Origin of the sequence: Streptomyces sp. VTCC 41912 (genome assembly GCF_045799175.1) — a bacterium.
Lineage (GTDB): Bacteria > Actinomycetota > Actinomycetes > Streptomycetales > Streptomycetaceae > Streptomyces > Streptomyces albulus_C.
Map to the genome: position 1 here is coordinate 39452 of NZ_JBJMAB010000015.1, position 24370 is coordinate 63821.

Genomic DNA, 24370 nt, shown 5'->3' on the forward strand with positions numbered 1-24370 from the left:
GTGCCGGGACCGCGGTGTCAGACCCGGAGCACCTGCGGCCCCAGGAGGGAGTAGCGGTGCGCTTCCGGAGCGGAGAGCCCGGTGTCGGTGACGATCACGTCCAGGTCGCCGATCCCGGCGAACCGGCAGAAACTGCTGGCCCCGAACTTGCTGTGCACGCCGACCAGCACCCGCCGCCGGGACGACCGCACCGCCTGCGCCTTCACGTCGGCGACCGCCGGATCGGGCGTGGTCAGCCCGTGCTCCCGGGAGATCCCGTTGGCGCCGACGAACGCCAGGTCCACCACGAAACCGGCGAGCATGTCCCGGCACCACGGCCCGACCGTCGCCTGGGTCCCGGCCCGCACCCGCCCGCCGGCCAGCAGCACGGTCGTGGCGTCGGACGCCGCGACCAGCGAGGCGGTGCGCAGCGACGCGGTCAGCACGGTCAGCGGCCGGTCCGTCGGCAGCAGCGTCGCGACCAGCTCGGGCGTGTACCCCTCGTCGACGAAGACCGTCTCCGCCTCGCCGACCAGTTCCGCCGCGGCCGCCGCGATCCGCCGCTTCTCCGGCACCTGCTGGGTCTCCCGCCGCGCCAGCGTGGTCTCGTACCCGGCGCTCTCGACCGGATAGGCCGCGCCGTGCGTGCGCCGGACCAGTCCCCGGCGCTCCAGCTCCCGCAGATCGCGCCGGACGGTCTCGCGGGCCACCCCGAATTCCGCCGCGGCGTCGGCGACCTCGATGCGTCCGGACTGCCGGGCGAGCACCAGGAGGCGGCTCTGGCGTTCCTCGGCCCTCATGGCTCTCTCCTGCCCCGGCGGGAATCCTCCCGCCGCGCTCCGTCCGCCGTCTTCCGTTCGGTCACGATCCGCACGGATCGCTTTCCGTTCGGTCACAGTGGTGCCCGTTTCTGCCCGCAGCCAGGTTTATAGCAACAGATCAATCGCCCGCAGCTGCCCGCAACGGCACCAAAGCTGCCCGTTTCTGTGCGCTTGTGGACGCCGTTCTCCGGGGCGCCGGCCCGGCGCCGGGCCCGTTCCTGGCCGTGCGCGCGCCCGCGGCAGCCGCCCGAGCCCGCCGGCGTGCGCTGGTGACACCCCGGTGGTGTGGGGTACGGCGGCGCTTAGGCTGGACGGCATGAGCTCGGAGATGCGGTCGTTGGCGGTCACCGCACTCGTCCAGGAGGACGAGTGCGCGGTGCTGCGGGTCAGCGGGGAGCTCGACCTCCGCACCGAGCAGGCGTTCCTCGCCGAGGCGCGGTCCATCGTCTCGGCCGGACACCGCTTCCTCGTGCTGGACCTGACCGCGCTGCGGTTCTGCGACTCCCGGGGCCTGAGCTGCCTGCTCGCCCTGGAATGGCTCTGCCGTCGCCTGGAGGGCCGGCTCCTGCTGGCGTCCCTGGGCGTCCGGATGCTCAAGCTCCTGGTCGGCACGCAGTCGATGGGGGTCTTCTCCTGCTACCCGACGGTCGGCCACGCCCTGGCCGACGTCCCGGTCGACAGCCGCCCGACCTGGCCGCCGCCCGCGGACGACGCCACCGCCGGCTGATCCCCGGCCGACTGGGCCGTGTGGGGGAGGGGTCACGCCTGCGGGCGACCCGCAGCCGACCCGCCGGTCTGAACTCCTGCGTGTGACGTTCCCCTCATCCGGCACCGCACCCGGACGGCGCGCCGCCCACCCCCGGATGCCCGGCCGCCCCGTCCACCGCCCCGTCCGCCGTCGCGCCCGCCTCCCCCTCCGCCCCCGCCCGCAGCGCCGCGATCAGCGCGGCCACCGACGGCCGGTCCTGGGCCGCCGAGCCGACCGCGACCACGATGTGCCGCTCGACGGTCTCCCGCAGCGGCACCGCCACGATCCCCTCCGACCGCAATCGCAGCATCAGCCCGGTCAGCGGCGCCACCCCCAGCCCCGCCCCGACCATCGCCAGCGACGTCGCGGTGTCCGTCACCTCGTGCACCACCCGCGGTTCGCAGCCGGCCCGGCGGCAGGCGTTCCGGATCGCCCGCCCGTAGTACGAGCCGGCCGCCGGCAGGATCCAGTCGTGGGCCGCCGCCAGGGACACCGGCCGGCGGTCCGCCGCCCGGGGCGCCCGCCCCGCCGGCACCGCCAGCGCGAACCGCTCCGAGCGCAGCCGCACCAACTCCACCGCCCCGTCGCGATCCAGCGGCGCGTCCGGATAGTCCAGGCCCAGCGCCAGGTCCACCCGACCGGCCAGCACCTCCGCGTACGCCTGGTCCACGTCCACCTCGCGGCTCGCCACCCGCACCCCGGGGTGCCGGGCCGCCAACCGGTGCAGCGCCGGCGGCAGCAGCACCGCCGCCGCGGTCCCGAACACCCCCAGCCGCAGCCGCCCGCCGACCTCGCCCCGGGCCCGCTCCAGGGCCGCCACCGCCTCGGCCTGGGCGCCCAGGATCCGCTCGGCGTGCACCGCCAGGACCCGCCCGGCGTCCGTCAGCTCCACCCGCCGCCCGGCCCGTCGCACCAGTTCGGCACCGGTCGTCCGCTCCAACGCCGCGATGTGCTGGGAGACCGCCCCCGGCGTGTAGCCCAGCGCCGCGGCCGCCGCGGTCATGGTGCGGCTCCGGGTCAGCTCCAGCAGCGTCCTGAGCTGCACCCCGGGCAATTCCACGGCCGGACCCTACCCACCGGCCCGGCGCACCACCCGCGTCCCGTCAAACCCCCGGACCCGCACGGCTCCTCACAGATCACCTCCAGCGACTCTGCATGGACGGGCGCCCACCCGCCCGTCACCATCGAAGGGCACCGGCCCCGCGGCAGGCCCCACCCCGCGGCGGCCGGCCGCCCCATGCGACGCCGTGCCCCGGCACGGCGTGCCGACACGACCAACGTGACGACGGGAAGGCGGCCCCGATGGCCCACCCCACGGCCCCGGCTCACCCAGTCCCCGACCCGCAGCCCACCCCGCTCCCCGACGCCGCCGACGTCGTGGTCGTCGGCGGCGGGGTGATCGGCGCCAGCATCGCCTTCCACTTGGCCGAGGCGGCCGTCGGCCGGGTGCTGCTGCTCGAACGCGACCTGCCGGCCTCCGGCTCGTCCGGCAAGCCCCTGGGCGGGGTCCGCGCCCAGTTCTCCGACCCGCTCAACATCCGCCTCGGCCGGCGCAGCCTGGACGCCTGGCGGGACTTCGCCCGGCGCCCGGGCGCCGACATCGCCCTGCACTCCGTCGGCTACCTCTTCCTCCTCGGCGACGAAGCCGAACGGGACACCTTCGCCGCGGGCGTCGAGGTCCAGCACGCCCACGGGGTGCCCAGCCGCCTCATCACCCCGCGCGCCGCCCGGGACCTGTGCCCCTACGTCGACCCCCGCACCCTGGTCGCCGCCGCCTTCTCGCCCACCGACGGCTACGCGACGCCCAAGGCCGCCGTCACCGGCTACCTCCGGGCGGCCCGCCGGCTCGGCGCCACCGTCCGCACCCGCTGCCCGGTCACCGCCATCGACACCGCCGACGGCCACCTCACGGCGGTCCGCACCCCGCACGGCACCGTCCGCACCCCCACCGTGATCTGCTGTGCCGGCGCCTGGTCCGCCGCCGTCGGCGCACTGGCCGGCGTCACCCTGCCGGTCACCCCGCTGCGCCGCCAGATCGCCTTCACCGGCCCGCTGCGCCCCCGCCCGCCCCGCATCCCCTTCACGCTGGACTACGCCTCCACCCTCTACTTCCACAACGACGGCGCCGACGGCCTGCTCCTCGGTCTGTCCGACCCGGACCAACAGCCGGGATACGAAAGGGAGTTCAGTCGCGAATGGCTGACCCCGTTCCGCGCCGCCGCGGCCCGCCGGGTCCCGGACCTCGCCGGGGTGCCGATCACCGGCGGCTGGGCCGGCCTCTACGAGATGACCCCGGACCGCAACGCCCTCATCGGCGAGGCCCCGCACCCCGGCCGCTTCCTCTACGCCACCGGCTTCTCCGGCCACGGCTTCCTCCAGGCGCCCGCCGTCGGCGAGATCGTCCGCGACCTGTACCTGCACCGCGAGCCCTTCCTCGACGTCGGCCCGCTCGCCGCCACCCGCTTCGACGGCCACCGCGCCGTCCGCCCCGAAGCCCACATCATCTGACCCCGACCGTTCGAGGAGAGCAGACCCCATGGCCCTGACCCCCACCTGGCGGCTGCGCGCCGCGTTCGCCCGCCGGCTCTCCGCCATGTACGGCATCGAAGTCCCCGCCTACACCACCCTGTTGGAGGTCACCGGGCAGATCAACGACGAGGTCGCCGGCCGCGACCCGGACGCCGGCCGGCTCGGCGGCATCGACCGGGTCACCGCCGAACGCCACGGCGCCATCCGCGTCGGCACCCCCACCGAACTCCGCCAGGCCGGGCAGGTGTTCGCCGCGCTGGGCATGCACCCGGTGGGCTTCTACGACCTCCGCGACGGCGACGTCGGCGCGGTCCCCGTCGTCTCCACCGCCTTCCGCCCCCTGGACGCCACCGAACTCGACCGCAACCCCTTCCGCGTCTTCACCTCCCTCCTCACCACCGGCGACCGCCGTTTCTTCGACGCCGACCTGGAGTCCCGGCTGACCGCCTTCCTCGCCCGCCGCCGCCTCTTCCCACCGGAACTCCTCGACCTCGCCGCACGGGCGGAGCGCGAGCACGGCCTCGACGAGGGCCCCGCGGAACGCTTCCTGACCCTGGCCGTCGACGCGTTCACCCTCTCCACCGAGCCCGTCGACCGCGCCTGGTACACCGAACTGGAACGGATCTCCGCGGTCGCCGCCGACATCGGCGGCGTCACCACCACCCACGTCAACCACCTCACCCCGCGCGTCCTGGACATCGACGCCCTCTACCGGCGGATGGGGGAGCGCGGCATCACCATGATCGACCGCATCCAGGGACCGCCCCGCTGGGACGGCCCCGACGTGCTGCTGCGCCAGACCTCCTTCCGCGCACTGGCCGAACCCCGCACCTTCCGCGAACCCGACGGCCGGCTCGGCCGCGGCGCCCTGCGCGTGCGCTTCGGCGAGGTCGAGGCCCGCGGCATCGCCCTGACCCGCACCGGCCGGGCCCGCTACGACGCCCTCACGGCCGAGACCGACCGCCGCACCGCCGGCCGCCCCGACGCCGAACGCCAGGCGACCGCCCGCACCCTGTGGGAGCGGGGCTTCCCCCGCACCGAGGCCCAACTCCACGCCGAACGGCTGGCGTTCTTCACCTACCGCCCGGTGACCGACCGCCCCCGCGACGGCCGCCGCCCGCCCGCCGACCCCACCGCCCTGCTCGCCAACGGCTGGCTCACCGCCCACCCGCTCGTCTACGAGGACTTCCTGCCCCGCTCCGCCGCCGGCATCTTCCGCTCCAACCTCACCGGCGACGGCACCCGCGACCCGCACCGCGACGGCACCCCCTTCGACGCCCACCGCCTCGCCGAAGCCCTCGGCCGCCCGGTGCGCGACCCGTTCGCCGGCTACGCCGCACAGCAGGACCGCTCGCTGCGCGCCGCACTGACCGCCCTGGGCGCCGACGAGGCTCTCCGCGCCCTGCCCGTCCCGGCCCCCACCGTGCCGGGGCGGCACACCTAGCCACCCCGCCCGTCCCACGAGGAGTCACCGATGACCGTCCGCGCACACCCCGCCGCCCTCGACCTCCCCGACACCGACGCCCTGCGGACCCGCGCCAGCACCGCGCTGCGCCGCTGCGGCGCGGCCGGCCTCGACGCCCACCCGGCCCGCGACCCCGGCACCGGCGCCACCGTCGCCGCCCGCACCCCGCTCACCGGCGCCGTCCTCGCCCACCTGCCCGCCACCACCCCCGAACAGGCCGAAGCCGCCCTCGCCGACGCCCACCGCACCTTCCTCACCTGGCGCACGGTCCCCGCCCCGGTCCGCGGTGCCCTGGTCAAACGCCTCGGCGAACTGCTCACCGCCCACCAGGAGGACCTCGCCGACCTGGTCACCCTCGAAGCCGGCAAGATCCGCTCCGAGGCGCTCGGCGAGGTCCGCGAGATGATCGACGTCTGCGACTTCGCGGTCGGCCTCTCCCGTCAGCTCTACGGCCGGACCATCGCCGGCGAGCGCCCCGGCCACCGACTCTCCGAGAGCTGGCACCCGCTCGGCGTCGCCGGGGTGATCTCGGCCTTCAACTTCCCCGTCGCCGTGTGGTCCTGGAACGCCGCCGTCGCCCTGGTCTGCGGCGACCCGGTCATCTGGAAGCCCTCCGAACTCACCCCGCTCACCGCGCTCGCCTGCACCGCCCTGCTCGCCCGCGCCGCCGCCGACACCGGTGCCCCGCCCGGCGTCCACCACCTGCTGCTCGGCGGGCCGGAACACGGCGAACTGCTCGCCGACGACCCGCGGGTGGCCCTGGTCAGCGCCACCGGCTCGGTACGGATGGGACGGCAGGTGGCGCCGCGGGTCGCCGCCCGCTTCGGCCGCTGCCTGCTGGAACTCGGCGGCAACAACGCCGCCGTCGTCACCCCCTCCGCCGACCTCGACCTGACCGTCCGCGGCGTGGTCTTCGCCGCCGCCGGCACCGCGGGCCAGCGCTGCACCACACTGCGCCGGCTGATCGTCCACGAGGACCTCGCCGCCCCGCTCGTCGAGCGCCTCGCACACGCCTACGCACAACTCCCGCTCGGCGACCCGTACCACCCGGACACCCTCGTCGGCCCCCTGATCAGCACCGCGGCGCACGGCGCCATGACCGAGGCGCTGGCCGCCGCCCGCCGCGACGGCGGCACCGTCGTCACCGGCGGCGACCGCCGCTTCGCCGACGAGGCCCCCGACGCCGCCTACGTCCGACCCGCCCTCGTCCGGATGCCCGACCAGACCGCCGTCGTCCGCACCGAGACCTTCGCCCCGATCCTCTACGTCCTGACCTACCGGACCCTGGAGCAGGCCATCGCCCTGCAGAACGGCGTCCCGCAGGGACTGTCCTCCAGCATCTTCACCCGCGACCAGCGGGAAGCCGAACGGTTCCTGGCCGCCGACGGCTCCGACTGCGGCATCGCCAACGTCAACATCGGCACCTCGGGGGCGGAGATCGGCGGCGCGTTCGGCGGCGAGAAGGACACCGGCGGCGGCCGGGAATCCGGCTCCGACGCCTGGCGCTCCTACATGCGCCGGGCCACCAACACCGTCAGCTACTCCACCGACCTCCCCCTGGCCCAGGGCGTCAACTTCCTCTGAAACAGACCGCGTTGAGGGCGCTCGTCGATCCCGCCATCAGTGCAGCGCCGCCCGTCCCAGGTCCGCGACCAGCGTCGGCGACGGTCGGGGGATGGCGCCGAAGTCCTCGTCGTCCCCCTCCACCACCAGTCGGTTGATCACGTTCTCCAGCGCGGTCGGCAGCGTCGGCGCCAGCCCGCTGTGCCACTGCACGAGCAGGTTGTGCCGGGCCTCGTCCGGCAGCAGCTGCTTCTCGTCGAACGCCGCCACCGCCCGGGGCTCCTCGTCGGGCGCGTGCGCGGCCTGCTCGCGCCAGTAGGCGGCGTCCCGGAACTCGCCGTCCCGGCGGTGCGCCAGGTACAGGCAGTACGCCGCGGTCCGGCTGCCGGCCCCGGCGCCGAAGTGCCACCAGAAGTGCGCCGCAGCGGACCGCCCGGTGATGTGCAGCAGGCACCCGAAGACCAACGCCCCCTCGGGGTCGATGTGGTGGTCGTCCACCAGCCGCTCCAGGCTCGCCGCGGCCGCCGCCGCATTGACCACCAGCGCGCACGCCAACTGGAGTTCCTGGGTGGCCTCGTCCCGAGCGCTGGGATACCCGCTCGGTGCGGCCCGCCCGGGCCGGACCGGCGGCGGCACCACCGCGGGCGGCACCTGCGCCCCCGGCCCCGGCGGCGCGGACGGCGCCAGGCAGCCCAGTCCGTCCAGCGCCCCCGCGTCGTCCAGCGCGCTGAAGTCCGCCAGCCCGCCGATCCCGGCCACCGCCGCCGCGGCGCTGAGCAACGTCTCGACGGTCTCCCGCCGTTCGCCCGCTTCCGGATACGCCCTCGTCATGTTCCGTTCCCCCATGTTCGACTCCCGCTGAGCTGTCCGGCCACCCGGCCGGCTATCCCTGATCGATGCCGAGCGCGGCGGCCAGCTTCCGCTTGCCCCGGCTCGCGTACGAGCGCACGGTGACCTCGTCCACCCCGAGCAGCGCGGCGATCTCCCCGTCGCGGTACCCGACGACGTGCCGGAGCACGATCACGTCGCACTGCCGCTCCGGCAGCCGCGAGATCGCCGCGTAGAGCCCCAACTGGCTCTCCAACATGGCGAACTGCTGCTGGCACTCGCGCAACAGGGCGTGGGTGACGACGGCGAAGGCGGCGGTCCCGGTGAGCGCGAACGGCTGCCGACGGTCGTAGAGCCACTCCATGACCTGTTCCTTGAGCAGCGACCAGGCGTAGGCATCCACCGACGCCTGCCGCAGCGCGTGCGGCCACACCTGACCGAGCCGTTCGTACGCCGCCAGTGTCACGTCACGGGCGGCGCCCTCGCTGCCGGTGTGCAGATAGGCGTAGGCCACCCACTTCCGGGCGTGGGTCGCCAGGAACGCCTGGAAGGTGAGCGCCAACTGATCGCCCGATTCCTGTGGAACGGCTATTTCCGCCAGGGCAACACGGTACCGGCCCGCTGGCCGGCAGAAGTCGGTCCCGGTGTGTGCTCACGCGCCGTCCTCGTTCCGTTCGCCGTGCACCGCCGCGACACCACCGGGTACGGGGCCCGCGCCGGGAGGGCGGTTTGCCCTCACCCTCCAATCAACAGGAAACCTCGCTGATTTGTGGCACCGGACGACAAATAATCCTGCGCTCCGTATTCATATGACTACTCACGACCGGGAACGATCAGAACCCGCGCACCGACGTGCACCGAGCGACCACCGGCGCCCCGGCGCACGACACGGGCACCCGGCGCACGGAACCGGCCCGGCGCATGAACGCCCGCGCACCGGGCAGTGCTCTGCACGACGGCGCTCCCTCCGGCGGGCGACCGGCCGGTGACGCATCCGGGGAGGCGGCGCGCGATGAACGACCACGAGCCCGTGGTGGACCTGCAGTTGGACCGGGCGCACTCGGCCCGCATCTACGACTACCTCCTGGGCGGCAAGACCAACTTCCTGGCCGACCGGGTGGCCGCCGGCCGGGTGCTCGGCGTCTTCCCCGCCGCCCTGGTCGCGGCCCGCATCAACCGCGAGTTCATGCACCGGGCCACCCGGCACCTCGCCGCCGCTGGCCTGCGCCAGTTCCTGGACATCGGCACCGGCATCCCCACGCCGCCGAACCTCCACGAGATCGCCCAGCACGCCAGCCCCGACGCCCGCATCGTCTACACCGACAACGACCCCATCGTCCTCGCGCACGCCGCGGCCCTGCTGCGCGGCACCCCCGAGGGCCGCACCGCCTACGTACCGGCCGACGTCACCGACCCCGCGGGCATCATGACCGCGCCCCAACTCCGCACCACCCTCGACCTGACCCGGCCGGTGGCGCTGAGCCTCAACGCCCTGATGCACTTCGTCACCGACGACGGCCAGGACCGCGCGCACGGCGTCGTGGAGACCCTCAAGGCCGCCCTCCCCAGCGGCAGCACGCTCGCCATGACCCACGCCACCCCGGACTACAGCCCGGACGCGATGGCGCGGATCATCGGGATCTACCGCGACGCCGGCACCGAGCTGCAGTTCCGCACCCGCGCCGAGTTCCTGCGCTTCTTCGACGGCTGGGAACTCCTCGACCCCGGCGTCACCCTCTCGCACCAATGGCGCCCCGACCGCCCCGAGGACGCCACGCACGTCACCGACGCCGAGGCCGCCTGCTACGCCGCGGTCGCCCGCAAACCCTGACGCCGCGTCCCGGGGCCGGGCCTTCACTCCTTGCGGTAGCCGTACGCCTCCTCGGCGGCCGTCGCCACCGCCGCCAGGTCCGCCCCGGCCGACGCGCTGACCACGGCGGCCACCGCACCCTCGACGAACGGCGCGTCCACCAGCCGGGCACCTGTCGGGAGTTCGTCGCCGTCCGCGATCATCGCCTTCACCGTCAGCACCGCGCTGCCGAGGTCCACCAGCAGCGCCACCCCCGCACCACGGTCCACCTTCCGCGCCGCCGCCGCGATCAGCTCGGAGCTGGTGCCCAGCCCGCCGTCCGGCGTCCCGCCGGCCGCCGCCACCGGCGCCTTCGTGCCCCCGCCGGCCAATCCCGTCGTCAGCTCCACGACCGCCTCCGCGACGGCCTTGCTGTGGGACACCAGCACCACGCCCACCAGGGCGTCCGGGCCGTTCACCGCGCCACCTCCGCGAGTGCCGCGAACAGCAGCGCCGAGCTCGTCGCCCCCGGATCCTGATGACCGATGCTGCGTTCCCCCAGATAGCTCGCGCGCCCCTTGCGGGCGAGCATCGGCACGGTGCCCAGCGCCCCCTCGTCGGCCGCCTCGGCCGCGGCGTCCAGCGAGGTGTCCAAGGCGGCCACGGCCGGCTCCAACGCATCGATCATGGTCTTGTCGCCGGGTGCGGCACCACCGAGCTCCCGCACCGACGCCAGGCCGGCCCGCAGACCCGCCTGCAACTCCGCCACGGTCACCTGCGGCGCATCGCCGAGGCCCTTCCCGGCCCGACGCAGCAGCGTCCCGTACAACGGCCCCGACGCACCCCCCACGGTCGAGATCAGCTGCCGCCCCGCGGCGACCAGCACGGCCCCCGGCGTACCGGGCGGCTCCGCCTCCAGCGCCTTCACCACGGCCGCGAACCCCCGCTGCATGTTGGCACCGTGATCGGCATCGCCGATCGCCGAGTCGAGCTCGGTGAGCCGCTCGGCCTCCCGGTCCACCAGACCGGCCGCCGCGGCCATCCACCGCACGAAGAACCCACTGTCAAGCGTCGTGTCCACCACACCATCACCCCTCTGCACGAGCGACACCCAACTACCCTTCTACCGCCCTATCCTCTGCCGCCCCACCGTCTACCGTCCCCACCGCAACCCGGGCGTCGCCACCGGCGCGTCCCACAGCCGCAGCAGCTCCCCGTCCACCTGGCACAACGTCACCGAGGCCCCGGCCATGTCCAGTGACGTGACGTAGTTCCCCACCAACGTACGGGCCACCGTCACCCCGCGCTCGTCGAGCACCCGGCGCACCTCCGCGCCGAAGCCGTACAGCTCCAGCAGCGGCGTCGCCCCCATCCCGTTCACCAGGACCAGTACCGGCAACTGCGGCTGGAGGTCGCTCAGCACGGCGTCCACCGCGATGTCCGCGATCTCGTGCGCGGTCATCATCGCCCGCCGCTCCCGCCCCGGCTCGCCGTGGATCCCCACCCCCAACTCCAGCTCCCCGGCCGGCAGGTCGAAGGTCGGGCCGCCCTTGGCCGGCGTCGAGCAGGCGCTCAGCGCCACCCCGAAACTCCGCGACGACGCCACGACCTGCCGGGCCACCGCCTCGACCCGCTCCAGCGGCAGGCCCTCCTCCGCCGCCGCCCCCGCGATCTTCTCCACGAACAGCGTCGCGCCGGTGCCGCGCCGCCCGGCGGTGAAGGTCGAGTCGCGCACCGCCACGTCGTCGTCGACCAGCACGCTGGCGACCTGCACCCCCTCGTCCTCCGCCAACTCCGCCGCCATCTGGAAATTCAGCACGTCGCCCGTGTAGTTCTTCACCACGAACAGCACCCCGCTCCCGGAGTCCACCGCGGCCGCCGCCCGCACCATCTGGTCCGGCACCGGCGAGGTGAACACCTCCCCCGGACACGCCGCGTCCAGCATCCCGGGCCCCACGAACCCCCCGTGCAACGGCTCGTGGCCGCTGCCCCCACCGGAGAGCAACGCCACCTTCCCGGCCACCGGCGCGTCCCGCCGCACCACCACCCGGTTCTCCACGTCCACCACCAGCTCCGGGTGCGCCGCGGCCATCCCCCGCAGGGCATCCGCCACCACGGTCTCGGGGACGTTGATCAACATCTTCATGGATACCTTCCAGGGGTCCTGAGCAAGCACGTCCATGACCTGATGCTTTGCAGGTCAGATGCGGTTTCGCTGGTTCTCGATCTTGACGCACCACGGCGTCGAACGGCGGCTTCTGGCGGGACTGACGCGGACCTCATGCCGACTTCCCTGAGGGGTAATCAGCCAATCGGGTGACCTTTCAGTCGGACTGCTCCGGCGGATCAAGTATCGGGCCGCGGAGAGCCGGCCGCACCGCTGTCCACAAGGTTTCTCCGCCGCAACGGGCGCCCGTCGCCCGCCGCCCGCCCCTCCCGACGAACGCGCGCTGCCTGGCCCCAAGCGATCCGCCGACACCCCGCTGATCGTGCGCCGCTCGACGAGAAGCGCCGCCCGGCCACCCGAACGGCGCATGGGGGACTCGCCCGGCGCCCTTCCGCACCCCGAGGAATTCACCCGCCCTGACCCGCCGGCCCGTCGCCCGCCGCGCCGGGTCACTGCCGGCCGACGAGGCCCCGCGACGGCCACTGGCGGGTCGGGGACGAGCGCCGGGTTGGGTGTCGTCGCGCAAACCCTCCCACTACCAGGTACGTCGGCTTCGCCGATGGCGACGACTGGACTTCCGGCTTGGGTACGGGCGGGGTGCCTCGGCCAATGGCGCGGTCGCGGCGTGTGAGCGCCGCCTCGGCGCGGCGAGGAGACCCTGCCGGCCAGAACGGCACCGACCACCGTGTGAGGGCTTTCCCACATCCACCGGGTCTCGCGCGCTTCGGAGAGTGCGGCGCCGGCCGAGCCCACACCTGATCCGGCGGATCACCGCGCCCCACACCGGTCGGAGCGAGGCCGGCGCGAGCAGGTCGCACGACCCACCGGTCGGTGTCCGGCGCGCGGCAACGGCAAAGCGCCCCGAACCGTTGCGGTTCGGGGCGCCGTGGCCTTAGGTCAGGCCGGGGTGACGTTCTCCGCCTGCGGGCCCTTCGGACCCTGGGTGACGTCGAAGGTCACCTGCTGGTTCTCCTCCAGCGAGCGGAAACCGCCGGCGTTGATGGCGGAGTAGTGGACGAAAACGTCCGGGCCGCCGCCGTCCTGGGCGATGAAGCCGAAGCCCTTTTCGGCGTTGAACCACTTCACGGAACCGGTTGCCATGTTGTCCCCTTGTCCAGGGTTGGGGGGCACTGGCTTGTCAGTGCCCCTGGGTGAGGTGATCGCCCTGGTCCTCGGGCACTGCTGCACAGCACAACGCCCGCGGCGCGTACCGCGGGCGTTGAGACTTCGGAACCACGACTACTAGTGAAGAAGTTAGCCGATCCGGAGTGGCCTGGCTACCGGGCGCAACGGAACCGCAGGGCAGAGTCGGAGTGACCCGTCGGACTCCTCCTGGGCCCCGACACGGGCCGAGGCCCCGAGGACCGCACCGCGCCTGCGGGCAATCCCCGGCATGGAGCGCGGCACCGGGCGCCTGACGAGGCCCTCAACCGAAGCGGTGAGCCAGGACAGCAGTCGGGCTGTGTGGTCTGAAGTTCGCGCGGCCTGGGGCGGCGCGGTCGGGTGGGGGTCCGACGGGCGTCAGTCGTGGTCGGCGATGAAGTCCGCTATCGCCGCCGCGACGGCTTCGGGCTGCTCGTCGGGGATGAAGTGTCCAGCGTCGGGCACGACGATTCCGGTGGTGTTGTCGGCCCACGGGCTGATGGCGGCTGCCATGTCCGGAACGGAGCCGTGGCTGCTGGAGACGCCGAGGACGGGCACGGTCAGGTGCCGTCCCTTGAGCGCCTCGCGGTTCTTGCGCGCTGACTCCGCGGCGTCTCGGTAGTACGCGAGGGAAGCGCGCAGGCCGCCGTCGGCGGCGACGGCCGCCGCGTAGTGGTCGACCTCGGCGTCGTCGAACGTGTCGGGAGACAGGGCCTTCATCTTCAGGAACCAGCCGACGTACTCGCGTTCGCGGCCGGCGAGCAGCGTCTCGGGCAGATCGGGCACGAGGTGGAACGCGAAATGCCAGGTTTTCCACGCCCGATCCGGGTCGGTGGGAATCGCCTCCGGGAGGGTGATTCCGGGAATTCCGGCGTCGAGCAGAGCGACCCCGCGCAGGTGGTTTTCGAAGGTGAGGGCGAGGGAGAAGGCGACCCAGGCGCCGATGTCGTGGGCGATCAGGGAGTAGGTCGACACTCCGAGAGCCTGCACGGCGGTGTGGACGTGCGCGGCGACCGTGTGCGTGTCGTAGCTGCGCTCCGGACGCTCGGAGTGGCCCTGACCCGGCAGGTCGATCGCGATGACGTGGCACCGGTGGGCGAGGTCGGGCATCACCTTTCGCCAGGCCCACCAGGTCTGCGGGAATCCGGCGAGCAGGACGACGGTCGGGCCGTTGGGCCGTCCGCCTTCGACGGCATGAAGGCGGACGCCGTCCGCGTCGACCCAGCGGTGAGTGAATCCGGCCAGATGTCGCAGGGGCAGGTCGCGGACGGGGTTGCTTTCGGAGACATGCGGAGTGCTGGTTGCCGGGCCGGTCACGGGGATCCTCCATCGGGGTCGGGTGTGCGGTCGGGACGGTGTGGCCGACGGCCGTGGCCGGGGCCACGTGGGGTGTTTCTCACGCGGTCGCGAAGTGCCCGCAGCGTGCCTGGCCATGACCACGTTCGAAGGCTAACGCATCTTGGACCGATCAGTTCAAGATAGGATGGTGCGCAACACGGACCGAACCATCGACGCATCGGCAAGGAAGTGCCGCGTGGCAGGCAAGAAGCAGTTCGACATGGACACGGCGCTCGACGCCGCGATGATCCAGTTCTGGCGCAACGGCTACGCCGACACCTCATTGGGTGATCTGTCGCGGGCAACCGGTCTGAACCGCAGCTCCATCTACTCCTCCCTCGGCGACAAGGACACGCTCTTCCTGCGCTGCCTGGACCTCTACGCCGCGCGCTACGGCGAGAAGTACGACGCCGCCCTCTCGTGTGCGGCCTCGGAACCCGTTGCCGCGATTCGTGCGTTCTTCGACGTCACCCTCAAGCGCATCGCCGATCCCGAACTCCCCGACGGGTGCCTGATCGCCCAGTCGGCCATGGCGATTCCAGCGCTGAGTCCAAGCGTCGCGGCGCACGCCAAGCGGGCGCTCGGCATCCAGCTCCAGCGCCTGCGCGCCGCACTGAAGGCCGGCCGACTGACCGACCAGGACGCCGAGGTCTTCGCCGTGCACACGGCGGCCGTGAACCAGTCGCTCGCCGTCATGAGCCGGGCCGGGGCGAGCCCGGCACAGCTCCTGGCCATCGTGGGCGTGACCGTGGACGCGCTGTCGCAGACGCTGCGCGCGTAACGCACCCGATCACGCTCGGCGTCGTCGTCCCGCACCGCGCCCGCGCCCGCGAGTGGGTGCGGGGGCCGGTGCGCGGGAGCGTGCCCCACCGCCTTTCGCATTGATGGCCATCTCGGCGATGCCTTTCGCAACGTGGTCAGGTGGTGGGCCATCGAGCTTCTGCGGCATTTCCGTTTGGGCTTATCGGCAATACGGCGCCATGTTGAGCCTTTCTGGTGCCGGCTGATGGCCCGTGCGGCGGCCCGCCGGGCAAGGGGCCGCCGGGCGTTGGACGGGAGTGACCACGCGGCACCGGTACGCGTCGACTGCGATGCCTTCAGGGATGCAAAAGCGGCCGCCTCCCGGCTAGGTGCGATCCAAGAGAAAAGGCCGTGATTTTCCGGTCGATTTCGTGGTCGGAACCAATGACCGGAACCGATCGGCGCACACCCTCACGGGTGGGCCGCAATGCGTCGAACTGGTCCGAGAATTCCGGTCCTTGACAGAATCTTGAAACCGTGAGGCACTAACTCGGCTCGGTGAGACCGGAGCCGCCCCGATCCCGTGGACACCACGGCCGTGCGGCTTCGGCCTGGTCGCCGGCACTCTGATCTCCCTGCCCCTGGGCGCGGCCGACTTCAGCGGCGTCACCGATGCCCACCTGGTCGGCTTCCCCACCCCCTTCCACTTCGGAGCCCCGCAGTTCTCGGCCGCCGCGGTGATCTCGATGTGCATCGTGATGCTCGTGATCATGACCGAGTCGACCGCCGACGTCCTGGCCCTCGGCGAGATCGTCGGCCGGCCGGCCGACGAGAAGACCCTGGCCGCAGCATTGCGCGCCGACGGCCTCGGCACCGGCATCATCCCCATGGCCGATCCGGACTCCTACCACGCCTTCCCCGAGAGCCTGCGCATCATCCTCGACTCCGGGATCAGCGCGGGCTGCGTCGTCGCCGTCCTGCTCAACCTCGTCTTCAACCACCTGGGGCGGACATCCGAGCCGTCACCCGCGCCGGCCGCCCCCCCAGCCGGTGCACTGACCCCGCAATCGCCCCCAGGCGCCGCGCAGTTCGGGCACGCCTCGGTGGTGGGCGGGTGCGTGCTGTCGGAGGGAGGGCTACCAGCCGGGCGGCTTGGCCGTGCCCATGGCGCGGGTGACGGTGATCTCGATGACGACGCGCTGGGGATTGGGGCGCGGGGTCTTGTAGCGCTCGGCGTACCGGCGTTCGGCGTCGGCGACGGCTTCCGGGTCGTCCTTGACGGTGGCGGTGCCCTCCAGGGTGCACCAGAGTCGGCCTTCGGCCTGGCTGACGGCGACGACGGTACCGGGAGTTGCCGCGCGGAGGTTGCGGACCTTCTTGCTGCCGGCGCTGCTGATGACCCGGGCGACGCGCGTTTCGGGGTCGTAGGTGACACCCACCGGTACGAGGTGAGGTGTGCCGTCGGGCCGGGGCGTGGACAGGAAGCAGATGCGACGTTCTGTCCAGAAGGTGTCGGCAGATGCTGGAGGCGTATTGCTCTGGGAGGTCACGGCAGATTTTCGCATGACCGCTTTGCCGCTGTGCCGAGGCATGCGGCGCAGGGGTCGATGCGGAAACGGGTGCGGCCGGTGCGCCAGTCGATGCCGGTGAGGTACCAGGCGTCGACGCCCTGGGCGTTGGCGGGCTTGGTGTAGGCGTACAGGATGCCGTTGGCGCGGGAGAGTTCGGTGACGACGGTGGGGGACTGCTCCGGGCTGGTCCAGGCGACGTGGCAGGACCTGGCCGTTGCTCATCGGGGCGGAGGGGGGAGGGTGATTCCCCCAGCGGGGCGGTGAAGTGGCGGGGCGCCAGGACGGGGCCGGCCGGATCGCGGGCCGCGGCTCACGGCCCACGGCCCGCGACCCGCGGCCCACGCCACCCCGCGGTGTCGGTCGGCCGGACCGATCGCCCGGGCTCCGCCGCCATCGCCACCGTGCGTCACCGGGGGAACCTGCGTCGCCGGCTGACTCGGATCTGCGCCACCACCCGAGCGGAGCGGCGGACCGGCGTCACAGATGGGCGGGTACCGCCTGCCGGGGGCGTTCGCCGTCCTCGTGGTCCGCTGCGGTGGCGGGCAGCCGCTTGATGAGGAGGGCGGCTCCCATGGCGAGGACGAGGAGGGCCAGCGAGGCGTACAGGGCGCCGGTGTAGACGTCGGTCCCCTTGGCGCCGCCGGCGCCGGCCGCGGTGATGAGTCCCGAGGCGAGGGCGGTGCCGAGCGACGCGCCGATGCCGAAGCAGGCGCCGGTCAGGCCGGTGAGGGCGCCTTCCTGGCCCTTGGGAGCGGAGACCACGGCGAGGCCGTTGAGCGCGGTGATGCTGATGCCGTTGTAGGTGAGGCCGAGGACGGCGAGTGCCGCGAAGAGCGCCCAACCGCTGTGCAGGAAGGTCACCGCGGCCGCGAAGGCGAGCAGTGAGCCCGCCGCGCCGATCAGTGCGATGCGCCGCCAGCCGAACCGCGGGCCGAGGTAGCCGGCCAGCGGGGCGCCGACCACGCCGATGGCGGAGGCCGGGGTGGCGTACATGAGGGCGGCGTGGGTGGCGGAGAGCCCGTAGCCGGCGTGCGGGTCCTGGGTGAAGAGCGGGATGGTCAGGGCGAGGGCCCCGAACGCGCCGGCGAGGGTGAGGGTGACGGTCAGCAGCAGCGGCCAGGCGCGGCGCGAGGCGAGCAGCCGGATGTCGATCACCGCGGTGGCGGCCGTCCCCGCCGCGGCGGCGGTGGCCCGGCGCTGGTCGCCGCGGGCGCGTTGGACCAGGACGAAGACGATCAGGGCGAGCAGGCCGCCCACGAGGCTGACCGCGCCGGGCAGGGAGGTCCAGCCCCAGGAGGCGCCCTGGGCCAGCCCGACCAGCAGCCCGGTCAGGCCCAGCCCGAGCAGGCCGGCCCCCAGCCAGTCCATGCGGCCCCGCGACGTGGGCGGGACGGCCGGCACGCCGCGGAACACGGCGGCGGTGCCGAGCACGGAGAGCAGCAGGCTGCCGAGGAAGATGGCGCGGAAGCCGACGGTGTCGGCCAGCCAGCCGCCGGCGATGGCGTCCACGCCCGCGAAGCCGCCGTTGACGGCGCTGATGATGCCGGCCGCGCGGCCGAAGGAGGCCGGGTCGAGGACGTCGTTGAGGGTCAGGAAGGCCAGGGAGAAGGTCGCGGCCGAGACGCCCTGGAGCACGCGTCCGGCGATGAAGACGGCGATGTCCGGCGCCAGCGCGCAGGCCAGGCTTCCGACGATCAGCATCGCCAGGCAGGCCAGCATCATCGGCTTGCGGCCCCGGTAGTCGCTCAGCCGCGCCAGGGTGACTTGCCCGACCGCCGCGAACAGGAAGAACAGCGTCTGTGACAGCCCGACCAGGCCGCTGGTGGTGTGCAGGCGCCGGACCACGTCGGGCAGCGCCGGGCTGAGCATCGTGGCGTTGATCTGGTACCCGAGCACGGCCAGCATCAGGGCCGGCAGCATGAAGCGCGGGTTCGCGGGCCGCGCCGTACGGGGGCGCTCACGGCACGTCATGGGCATGACGGCTCCTCGGGGCTGGGCGGGATGGAGTGCGGAGGGGGGCGTCGGCGGCGGGCCGGCGGCGGGCCGACGGGGGGCGCCGGTGCGGCGTGCGGTGCGCGCCTGCCTCACGTCGCCTGCTTGTCGGACAAGCTCACGCCGTTCGCACCGGTCTATCTCGCCTTCAACAAAGTGTCAATGCTTCTTTGTCGATCCTTTGTGGGGGTGAAACGGGCCGCGGATGCGTGAACTGCCAGTGGAAAGAGTCGGAACGCGGGGAAAACCGCAGGTCGGTGGCGCGATCGAGGACAATGGTGGGGTGTCGGACCGCGATCACGGAGAGAGGGCCATGGTTGCCAGACAACCTCAGCGGAGGCCGGTCGTCCTGCTGTACGAGCGGATGGTGGAGGCCATCCGCGCCGGCAGTTATCCGCCGGGGTCGACCCTGCCGACCGAACCGCTGCTCGCCGCCGAGCTGGGGGTGAGTCGGGCGGCGTTGCGCGAGGCGTTGATCCTGCTCCAGGAGGACGGCGTGATCACCGTGCGGCGCGGGGTGGGGCGCACCGTCAACCACCACCTCCCGCCACGCGGCTTCGAGTTCCTCAAGTCGCTGGAGGCGCTGTTCGGTCAGGGCGGGCCGGTCGTGGTCCGGCCCCTGGCCCGCGGGTACGAGGAGCCGACCGACTTCTCCACCCAGCACCTGCTGCTACCGGGCAGCGGCCGGGTCCGCTTCTGGGAGACCCTGCTGGAGGTGGGCGGGACGCACGGCTGCCTCACCCAGGAGTGGGCCGCCCCGGACGACGTGCTGTGCCGGGTCCTGCCGCAGGCCGCCGAGGTGTTCGACGGGCCGGGCGGGCGGACCGCTTCGCTGCTCGGCCTGCTCCTGGACGCCGGACGGCACCTCTCGCTGACCGGCAGCAGCAGCATCACGGCCACCACCCTCGGCCGCCAGCGCGGCGCCCAGCTGGGCCGCCCCGGAGACACCCCCGCGCTGCTGGTCACCCAGGTCGTCCGGCTGGACCGCACGCCGCTGCTGGCCGCCAAGCACATGCTGCCGCCCGGTGTGCCGGCGCTCCAGGTCTGGCACGCCCGATGAGGGTCGGCGCAGGGCGGACGCCGCGTCCCGAAGGTCCGGTGTCGGGTGGCTTCGGCCCCCGGCGCTTCGCCCGTCACGGGAAGTCGTGCCATACTCCCGCCCCATGACCTTGTCTGACAAGCTGCGGCTGGAATCCCCGACCTCTTCCCGTTCCCTCACCGAGGACCAGATCCGTCGTGCGCCGAAGGTGCTGCTCCACGACCACCTCGACGGGGGGCTGCGGGCGGAGACGATCATCGAGTTGGCGGCGGAGATCGGCTATCGGAACCTGCCGGCCACCGAGCCGGTCGCGTTGGCCGACTGGTTCCGCGACGCGGCCGACTCGGGCTCGTTGGAGCGGTACTTGGAGACCTTCGCGCACACCTGTGCCGTGATGCAGACCGCCGAGGCGCTGTTCCGGATCGCCGCGGAGTGCGCCGAGGACCTGGCCGCGGACGGGGTGGTCTACGCCGAGGTGCGGTACGCGCCCGAGCAGCACCAGGCCGGCGGACTGACCCTCGACCAGGTGGTCGAGGCGGTCAACGCCGGCTTCCGCGAGGGCGAGCGCCGGGTGGCGGCGGCCGGCCGGCGGATCCGCGTCGGCACGCTGCTGTGCGCGATGCGGCACGCCGACCGGGCGGTGGAGATCGCCGAACTGGCCGTGGCGCACCGCGACCGCGGGGTGGCGGGCTTCGACATCGCCGGCGGGGAGATCGGCAATCCGGCCGGTCGGCACGCCCAGGCATTCGACTACCTGCGCAGTCAGGGCGCCCGGGTGACCGTGCACGCCGGCGAGGCGGTCGGTGCGGAGTCCATCCGCGAGGCGGTGCTGCGGTGCGGCGCCCACCGCATCGGGCACGGGGTGCGGATCACCGACGACATCACGATCGACGCCGACGGGCGCGTCACGCTCGGCCGGTTGGCCTCCTACGTCCGTGACCAGCGCATCGCGTTGGAGGTCTGTCCGACCTCCAACCTCCAGACCGGTGCCGCGGCCGGCTACCCGGAGCACCCCATCGACCTGCTCCGTCGACTGGGCTTCCGGGTCTGCCTGAACACCGACAACCGCCTGGTCAGCGGCACGACGATGACCGAGGAGTTCCAGCACCTGCGGGACGCCTTCGGCTACGGCGCCGCCGAACTGGAGGAGTTCACCGTCCACGCGGCCAAGGCCGCCTTCCTCCCCTTCGACGAGCGCACCGCCCTGATCAACGAGGTGATTCTTCCCGGCTACGCGCACCTGCGGGCCCGGGAACTGGGCCGGGTGCCGGTGCGGGAGGGCGACGCCGCCACGGCGGCGTGAGCCCCTCCGCACGACGGACGGCACCCGCACCAGGGGTCGGGACCGGGCTTGCTGGCCCCGGTCCCGGCCCCGCCGAAGTCGCCGCGCCGGCACCGCCGCTCCGGTAGCATCGGCGGCTCCAAGTCGCCGGTACGGGGGAAGTCCGGATGGTCGCGCGGTACGTCGTCTCGCCGCAGGGTGCGCGTCGCGCGCACCCGGACATCGGCTCGGCCCTGGCCGCCGCCGCCCGGCGGGGTCGCGCGGCACGGGTGGAGATCGCGCCCGGCCGCTACGAGGAACTGCTCCTCGTCGAGGGCGAGGTCGAGTTGGTGGCGGTCGACGGGCCGGGCTCCGTGGTGGTGCACCGGCCGCGCGGCACCGTCCTCGACGCCGCCGGCACGGTCCGGGTGAGCGGCCTCGTGCTGAGCGGCCGCGACGCCGACGTCGTCAACTGCCGTGCCGGCACGCTCGTGTTGGAGCGCGTCGAGGTGCGGGCCCCCAGCGGTGTCGGCGTGCACGCGCGGCCGAACACCACCGTGACGCTGCGGGACAGCGAGGTCCGACACGGCCGCACCCTCTTCGCCGGCTCCGACGGGCGCATCGAACGGTGCCGGTTCGTCGACGCCGCCGACAACGCGGTCGCGGCCATCGAAGGCGCCCGCATCACGGTCCGCGACAGCTGGATCGGCGGCAGCCGCCTCCACGGCGTGCGGGTCAGCGATGCGCGGGCCGAGGTCACCGGGTGCGAGCTGACCGGCACCCGGAAGGCGTCCCTGGTCGCGGACACGCAGGCGGAACTCGCCGTGGCCGACTGCGCGATCGACGCCGTGGACGCCGAGGGCGTCCTCTTCATCGAGCAGTCCCGTGGTTCCGTGGACGGCACCCGGGTCACCGACGCGCAACACGGCATCGCGGTCGCCAGCGGCGCCGACCCGGTGGTGCGCGGCTGCACGCTCACCGGATGCCGGGACACCGGCATCAACGTCCAGACGGGCGGCCGCGGCAGGTTCGAGGACTGCACGGTCGTCGCCGCCGGCAACGTCGCGGTGTTCTCGACCGACGGCGGGGCCCCCGACGTCCACGGCTGCCGCGTCACGGGGGGCAACGTCGGCATCGCGGTGACCGCGGCCGCCAGGGGCCGCTTTGCCCGGATCGAGGTCGAGGACCTGACGAGCGTGGCGCTGCGGGTCCGCGACGAGTCCAAGGCCACCTTCGAGCGGGTCCGGGTGGCGCGCTGCCCGTCCGGCCTGGAGACCAAGGGCGGCGTGGGCACCACCGCCGAGGTCGTGGACGCCGCGTTCCGGGACTGCGGCATGTCCGCCGTGGAGGTGCTCGGGCACTCCCGGGCCACGCTCAGGGGCGCGGTCGCCGACGGCGGACGGCTGGGCTTCGGCGTCGGCGAGGACGGCCAACTGTTCCTGCACGACTGCGCGGTGACGGCGGTGAGCGCCGGCGGCGCGATCGGGTTCGGCGCGGCGCGGCTCGTCGCGCGCGACCTCACCGTGACCGGCTCGGCGGCGTTCGGCGTCTGCGGGCTGGGTTCCGCCTATCTGGACGTGGCGAACGGCCGGTTCGTCGACTGCGCGGCCGTCGGCGCGAGCTTCGACGAGCGGGCCACCGGCCGGCTGGCGGACTGCGCGATCGACGGCGACCGGGGCGCGGCGGTGCTGGACAACGGCCGCGTCGAGCTGGTCTCGCTCCGCACGACGCTGCGGGTCGTCAAGCGGGAGCCGACGCCGGCCGAGCCAGCGCCGACGATCGTCAACAACTACGGCCCGGTCTTCAACGCCGCTGCCAACGGCGTCCAGTTGGCGTGGCACAACCACGAGGTCCACCAGCAGCAGACCAACGAGGACGGATCCCGCACATGAGCGAGCCGCAGCACGAGCAGCACCCCGCCGGGCCGGTGTTCCACGGAGCCGTCTCCGGCTCCCAGTTCGCCTGGAACAACCAGACGGTCACCCAGAACCAGCAGAACGCCGACGGCGCGGCGCCGGGCTTCGAGGCGCTCGCCGCACTCGTCACCGACCTGCTGCGGGAACTGCCCCGGGTCGGCCTGGCCGAACAGGACCGTGCGGACACCGAGGAGGCGGCCCGCGAGGTGCTCGCGACGATCACCGAGCCGACCCCGCCGGAGGCGGGCCGGCTCCGCAGGGCGCTGGCCGTGCTCAAGGGCGTCCTGGCCCCGGTCGCGACGGGCGTGGCGGCCGGTACGGCGGCCGGTGCGCAGGACTGGGCCCGTACCGCGATCGAGGGTCTGACCAGCAGCCTGTGACCTCCCCGCGCGGCCACCGGGACCGGACGCGGGCGAACGGGGTAGAGCACAGGGACGGACCGGGGGCGAGCCCGCCGCCGGTCCGACGTCTCACTGAGGGAGTCGGAGATGACGACGGCCATCAAGCACCACGACGTCGAGGTCAACGGAGTGCGGCTGCACGTCGCCGAGCAGGGGGAGGGGCCGCTGGTCGTGCTGCTGCACGGCTTCCCCGAGTGCTGGTACTCCTGGCGGCATCAGTTCGCCCCGCTCGCCGCCGCCGGGTACCGGGTCGTCGCCCCCGACCAGCGCGGCTACGGCCGCAGCGACCGTCCCAAGGACCCGTCCCAGTACACCGTCCACCACCTCACCGGCGACGTCGTCGCGCTGATCCACGCCCTGGGGGAGTCCCGCGCCTTCCTCGTCGGCCACGACTGGGGCGCACCGGTGGCCTGGACGACCGCGCAGCTCCGTCCGGACCTGGTGCGCGGCGTCGCCGGACTCAGCGTGCCGCCGTTCCCGCGCGGCCGGCAGTCGATGGCCGCCGCGTACCGCCAACAGCTGGGCGAGCGCTACTACTTCGTGTACTTCCAGGAGCCGGGCCGGGCCGACGCCGAGCTGGCGCGGGACGTCCGCACCACCTTCCGGCGCATCCTGGCCGGGCGGCCCGCTGACGGCGACGGCCTGCTGTGGAACGCCCCGGCCGACGGGCGGCTCCTCGACGCGCTGGCCGACCCCGGGGAGCTGCCGGCCTGGCTGACCGAGGCCGACCTCGACGCCTTCGTCGCGGAGTACGCGCCGCACGGCGCCGAGGCGTTCACCGGCGGCCTCAACTGGTACCGCGCCACCGACCTCAACTGGGAGCTGACCGCCGCACTGGACGGGCTGCCGGTCACCGTGCCGGCGCTGTTCCTCGCCGGCGAACAGGACATCGTCACCGCCCTCCCCGCGGCGCGGGACTTCATCGCCGCGTTGCCGCAGGTGCTGCCCCGACTGCACCACAGCGCACTGCTCCCGGACTGCGGCCACTGGACGCAGCAGGAGCGGCCCGACGAGGTCAACGCGGCGCTGCTGGACTTCTTCGGCAGCGTTCGGGACTGACGTCCGGGACCGACGTCCGG

Annotated in this window: 22 protein-coding genes and 1 pseudogene; 12 read left to right on the plus strand and 11 right to left on the minus strand. The window is 73.6% G+C overall.

Annotated features, from left to right (window positions below; genetic code table 11):
- Positions 1-17 precede the first annotated feature (17 nt).
- Complete coding sequence (locus ACJ6WD_RS21640) at positions 18-779, minus strand: DeoR/GlpR family DNA-binding transcription regulator (RefSeq protein WP_020931236.1); 762 nt, start codon at positions 777-779, stop codon at positions 18-20.
- A 337-nt stretch (positions 780-1116) separates the two neighbouring features.
- On the opposite strand from ACJ6WD_RS21640, the gene ACJ6WD_RS21645 reads away from it, so the two are divergent.
- A complete protein-coding gene (locus ACJ6WD_RS21645; RefSeq protein WP_016578903.1) occupies positions 1117-1527 on the plus strand; it encodes an STAS domain-containing protein in 411 nt (136 codons plus the stop codon).
- Positions 1528-1621: 94 nt separating this feature from the next.
- On the opposite strand, the gene ACJ6WD_RS21650 is transcribed toward ACJ6WD_RS21645, so the two are convergent.
- Positions 1622-2608, minus strand: a complete 987-nt coding sequence (locus ACJ6WD_RS21650; protein WP_407616350.1) for a LysR substrate-binding domain-containing protein — start codon at positions 2606-2608, stop codon at positions 1622-1624.
- Between the two features lie 242 nt (positions 2609-2850).
- Here ACJ6WD_RS21650 and ACJ6WD_RS21655 point away from each other — a divergent pair, with 242 nt between their 5' ends.
- The 3 genes from ACJ6WD_RS21655 to ACJ6WD_RS21665 are packed head-to-tail and all read left to right on the plus strand — an operon-like array spanning position 2851 to position 7126.
- Positions 2851-4056, plus strand: coding sequence for an FAD-binding oxidoreductase (locus ACJ6WD_RS21655; RefSeq protein ID WP_233659616.1), 1206 nt, complete (start codon positions 2851-2853; stop codon positions 4054-4056).
- A gap of 28 nt (positions 4057-4084) precedes the next feature.
- Positions 4085-5521 (plus strand): 2-oxoadipate dioxygenase/decarboxylase family protein, encoded by a 1437-nt coding sequence (locus ACJ6WD_RS21660; protein WP_407616351.1) that lies wholly within the window; start codon positions 4085-4087, stop codon positions 5519-5521.
- A 30-nt stretch (positions 5522-5551) separates the two neighbouring features.
- Positions 5552-7126, plus strand: a complete 1575-nt coding sequence (locus ACJ6WD_RS21665) for an aldehyde dehydrogenase family protein (RefSeq protein ID WP_407616352.1) — start codon at positions 5552-5554, stop codon at positions 7124-7126.
- Positions 7127-7162: 36 nt separating this feature from the next.
- Here the strand turns inward: ACJ6WD_RS21665 and ACJ6WD_RS21670 are convergent, their stop codons facing one another.
- On the minus strand, positions 7163-7936 hold the full coding sequence (locus ACJ6WD_RS21670; protein ID WP_233659618.1) for a hypothetical protein: 774 nt from the start codon (positions 7934-7936) through the stop codon (positions 7163-7165).
- A 52-nt stretch (positions 7937-7988) separates the two neighbouring features.
- Positions 7989-8495 carry an RNA polymerase sigma factor gene (locus ACJ6WD_RS21675; RefSeq protein WP_016570408.1) on the minus strand — a complete coding sequence of 169 codons (507 nt, stop codon included), beginning with the start codon at positions 8493-8495 and terminating at the stop codon, positions 7989-7991.
- 450 nt (positions 8496-8945) lie between these two features.
- Between ACJ6WD_RS21675 and ACJ6WD_RS21680 the strand changes: the two genes are divergently transcribed.
- The gene (locus ACJ6WD_RS21680) at positions 8946-9764 is read left to right on the plus strand and encodes an SAM-dependent methyltransferase (protein WP_331249416.1); all 819 of its coding nucleotides are present in this window, start codon (positions 8946-8948) and stop codon (positions 9762-9764) included.
- A 23-nt stretch (positions 9765-9787) separates the two neighbouring features.
- Here the strand turns inward: ACJ6WD_RS21680 and ACJ6WD_RS21685 are convergent, their stop codons facing one another.
- The 5 genes from ACJ6WD_RS21685 to ACJ6WD_RS21705 form a co-directional block, all read right to left on the minus strand.
- Positions 9788-10201 carry a PTS-dependent dihydroxyacetone kinase phosphotransferase subunit DhaM gene (locus tag ACJ6WD_RS21685; protein ID WP_016570410.1) on the minus strand — a complete coding sequence of 138 codons (414 nt, stop codon included), beginning with the start codon at positions 10199-10201 and terminating at the stop codon, positions 9788-9790.
- The gene (dhaL, locus tag ACJ6WD_RS21690) at positions 10198-10806 is read right to left on the minus strand and encodes a dihydroxyacetone kinase subunit DhaL (RefSeq protein WP_407616353.1); all 609 of its coding nucleotides are present in this window, start codon (positions 10804-10806) and stop codon (positions 10198-10200) included. Before dhaL ends, ACJ6WD_RS21685 begins: the two co-directional genes overlap by 4 nt.
- 69 nt (positions 10807-10875) lie before the next feature.
- Positions 10876-11868 (minus strand): dihydroxyacetone kinase subunit DhaK, encoded by a 993-nt coding sequence (gene dhaK, locus ACJ6WD_RS21695; RefSeq protein ID WP_020929314.1) that lies wholly within the window; start codon positions 11866-11868, stop codon positions 10876-10878.
- 918 nt (positions 11869-12786) lie between these two features.
- Positions 12787-12990 carry a cold-shock protein gene (locus ACJ6WD_RS21700; protein ID WP_016575107.1) on the minus strand — a complete coding sequence of 68 codons (204 nt, stop codon included), beginning with the start codon at positions 12988-12990 and terminating at the stop codon, positions 12787-12789.
- 420 nt (positions 12991-13410) lie between these two features.
- Entirely contained in the window at positions 13411-14349 is a 939-nt protein-coding gene (locus ACJ6WD_RS21705; protein ID WP_407616354.1) for an alpha/beta fold hydrolase, read from the minus strand.
- Between the two features lie 217 nt (positions 14350-14566).
- Here ACJ6WD_RS21705 and ACJ6WD_RS21710 point away from each other — a divergent pair, with 217 nt between their 5' ends.
- Both ACJ6WD_RS21710 and ACJ6WD_RS21715 read left to right on the plus strand, forming a co-directional pair.
- A complete protein-coding gene (locus tag ACJ6WD_RS21710) occupies positions 14567-15151 on the plus strand; it encodes a TetR/AcrR family transcriptional regulator (RefSeq protein WP_331249418.1) in 585 nt (194 codons plus the stop codon).
- A gap of 568 nt (positions 15152-15719) precedes the next feature.
- A pseudogene (locus ACJ6WD_RS21715) lies at positions 15720-16118 on the plus strand (solute carrier family 23 protein); the annotation flags it as partial.
- Between the two features lie 129 nt (positions 16119-16247).
- Here ACJ6WD_RS21715 and ACJ6WD_RS21720 read toward each other — a convergent pair.
- Positions 16248-16676 carry a PPOX class F420-dependent oxidoreductase gene (locus ACJ6WD_RS21720; RefSeq protein ID WP_331249419.1) on the minus strand — a complete coding sequence of 143 codons (429 nt, stop codon included), beginning with the start codon at positions 16674-16676 and terminating at the stop codon, positions 16248-16250.
- A 483-nt stretch (positions 16677-17159) separates the two neighbouring features.
- Positions 17160-18653, minus strand: a complete 1494-nt coding sequence (locus ACJ6WD_RS21725; protein WP_407616355.1) for an MFS transporter — start codon at positions 18651-18653, stop codon at positions 17160-17162.
- 334 nt (positions 18654-18987) lie between these two features.
- Here ACJ6WD_RS21725 and ACJ6WD_RS21730 point away from each other — a divergent pair, with 334 nt between their 5' ends.
- The 5 genes from ACJ6WD_RS21730 (at position 18988) to ACJ6WD_RS21750 (ending at position 24350) form a co-directional block, all read left to right on the plus strand.
- Entirely contained in the window at positions 18988-19734 is a 747-nt protein-coding gene (locus ACJ6WD_RS21730; RefSeq protein ID WP_233659625.1) for a GntR family transcriptional regulator, read from the plus strand.
- Positions 19735-19837: 103 nt separating this feature from the next.
- Positions 19838-21016 carry an adenosine deaminase gene (locus ACJ6WD_RS21735; protein WP_233659626.1) on the plus strand — a complete coding sequence of 393 codons (1179 nt, stop codon included), beginning with the start codon at positions 19838-19840 and terminating at the stop codon, positions 21014-21016.
- A gap of 146 nt (positions 21017-21162) precedes the next feature.
- Positions 21163-22866 (plus strand): right-handed parallel beta-helix repeat-containing protein, encoded by a 1704-nt coding sequence (locus ACJ6WD_RS21740; RefSeq protein WP_407616356.1) that lies wholly within the window; start codon positions 21163-21165, stop codon positions 22864-22866.
- Positions 22863-23270 (plus strand): hypothetical protein, encoded by a 408-nt coding sequence (locus ACJ6WD_RS21745; protein ID WP_044379501.1) that lies wholly within the window; start codon positions 22863-22865, stop codon positions 23268-23270. The genes ACJ6WD_RS21740 and ACJ6WD_RS21745 overlap by 4 nt, the downstream gene beginning before the upstream one ends.
- Before the next feature lie 108 nt (positions 23271-23378).
- A complete protein-coding gene (locus tag ACJ6WD_RS21750; RefSeq protein ID WP_331249422.1) occupies positions 23379-24350 on the plus strand; it encodes an alpha/beta hydrolase in 972 nt (323 codons plus the stop codon).
- The last annotated feature ends 20 nt before the right edge of the window (positions 24351-24370 follow it).

Bases quoted from the DNA above. Each gene is read 5' to 3' on its own strand.
- ACJ6WD_RS21735 (WP_233659626.1), top strand. From the start codon at position 19,838: ATGACCTTGTCTGACAAGCTGCGGCTGGAATCCCCGACCTCTTCCCGT.
- dhaK (WP_020929314.1), bottom strand. From the start codon at position 11,868: ATGAAGATGTTGATCAACGTCCCCGAGACCGTGGTGGCGGATGCCCTG.
- ACJ6WD_RS21725 (WP_407616355.1), bottom strand. From the start codon at position 18,653: ATGACGTGCCGTGAGCGCCCCCGTACGGCGCGGCCCGCGAACCCGCGC.
- ACJ6WD_RS21730 (WP_233659625.1), top strand. From the start codon at position 18,988: ATGGTTGCCAGACAACCTCAGCGGAGGCCGGTCGTCCTGCTGTACGAG.
- ACJ6WD_RS21665 (WP_407616352.1), top strand. From the start codon at position 5,552: ATGACCGTCCGCGCACACCCCGCCGCCCTCGACCTCCCCGACACCGAC.
- ACJ6WD_RS21740 (WP_407616356.1), top strand. From the start codon at position 21,163: ATGGTCGCGCGGTACGTCGTCTCGCCGCAGGGTGCGCGTCGCGCGCAC.
- ACJ6WD_RS21720 (WP_331249419.1), bottom strand. From the start codon at position 16,676: ATGCGAAAATCTGCCGTGACCTCCCAGAGCAATACGCCTCCAGCATCT.
- ACJ6WD_RS21640 (WP_020931236.1), bottom strand. From the start codon at position 779: ATGAGGGCCGAGGAACGCCAGAGCCGCCTCCTGGTGCTCGCCCGGCAG.
- ACJ6WD_RS21745 (WP_044379501.1), top strand. From the start codon at position 22,863: ATGAGCGAGCCGCAGCACGAGCAGCACCCCGCCGGGCCGGTGTTCCAC.
- ACJ6WD_RS21700 (WP_016575107.1), bottom strand. From the start codon at position 12,990: ATGGCAACCGGTTCCGTGAAGTGGTTCAACGCCGAAAAGGGCTTCGGC.
- ACJ6WD_RS21670 (WP_233659618.1), bottom strand. From the start codon at position 7,936: ATGACGAGGGCGTATCCGGAAGCGGGCGAACGGCGGGAGACCGTCGAG.
- ACJ6WD_RS21750 (WP_331249422.1), top strand. From the start codon at position 23,379: ATGACGACGGCCATCAAGCACCACGACGTCGAGGTCAACGGAGTGCGG.
- ACJ6WD_RS21645 (WP_016578903.1), top strand. From the start codon at position 1,117: ATGAGCTCGGAGATGCGGTCGTTGGCGGTCACCGCACTCGTCCAGGAG.
- ACJ6WD_RS21655 (WP_233659616.1), top strand. From the start codon at position 2,851: ATGGCCCACCCCACGGCCCCGGCTCACCCAGTCCCCGACCCGCAGCCC.
- ACJ6WD_RS21680 (WP_331249416.1), top strand. From the start codon at position 8,946: ATGAACGACCACGAGCCCGTGGTGGACCTGCAGTTGGACCGGGCGCAC.
- ACJ6WD_RS21660 (WP_407616351.1), top strand. From the start codon at position 4,085: ATGGCCCTGACCCCCACCTGGCGGCTGCGCGCCGCGTTCGCCCGCCGG.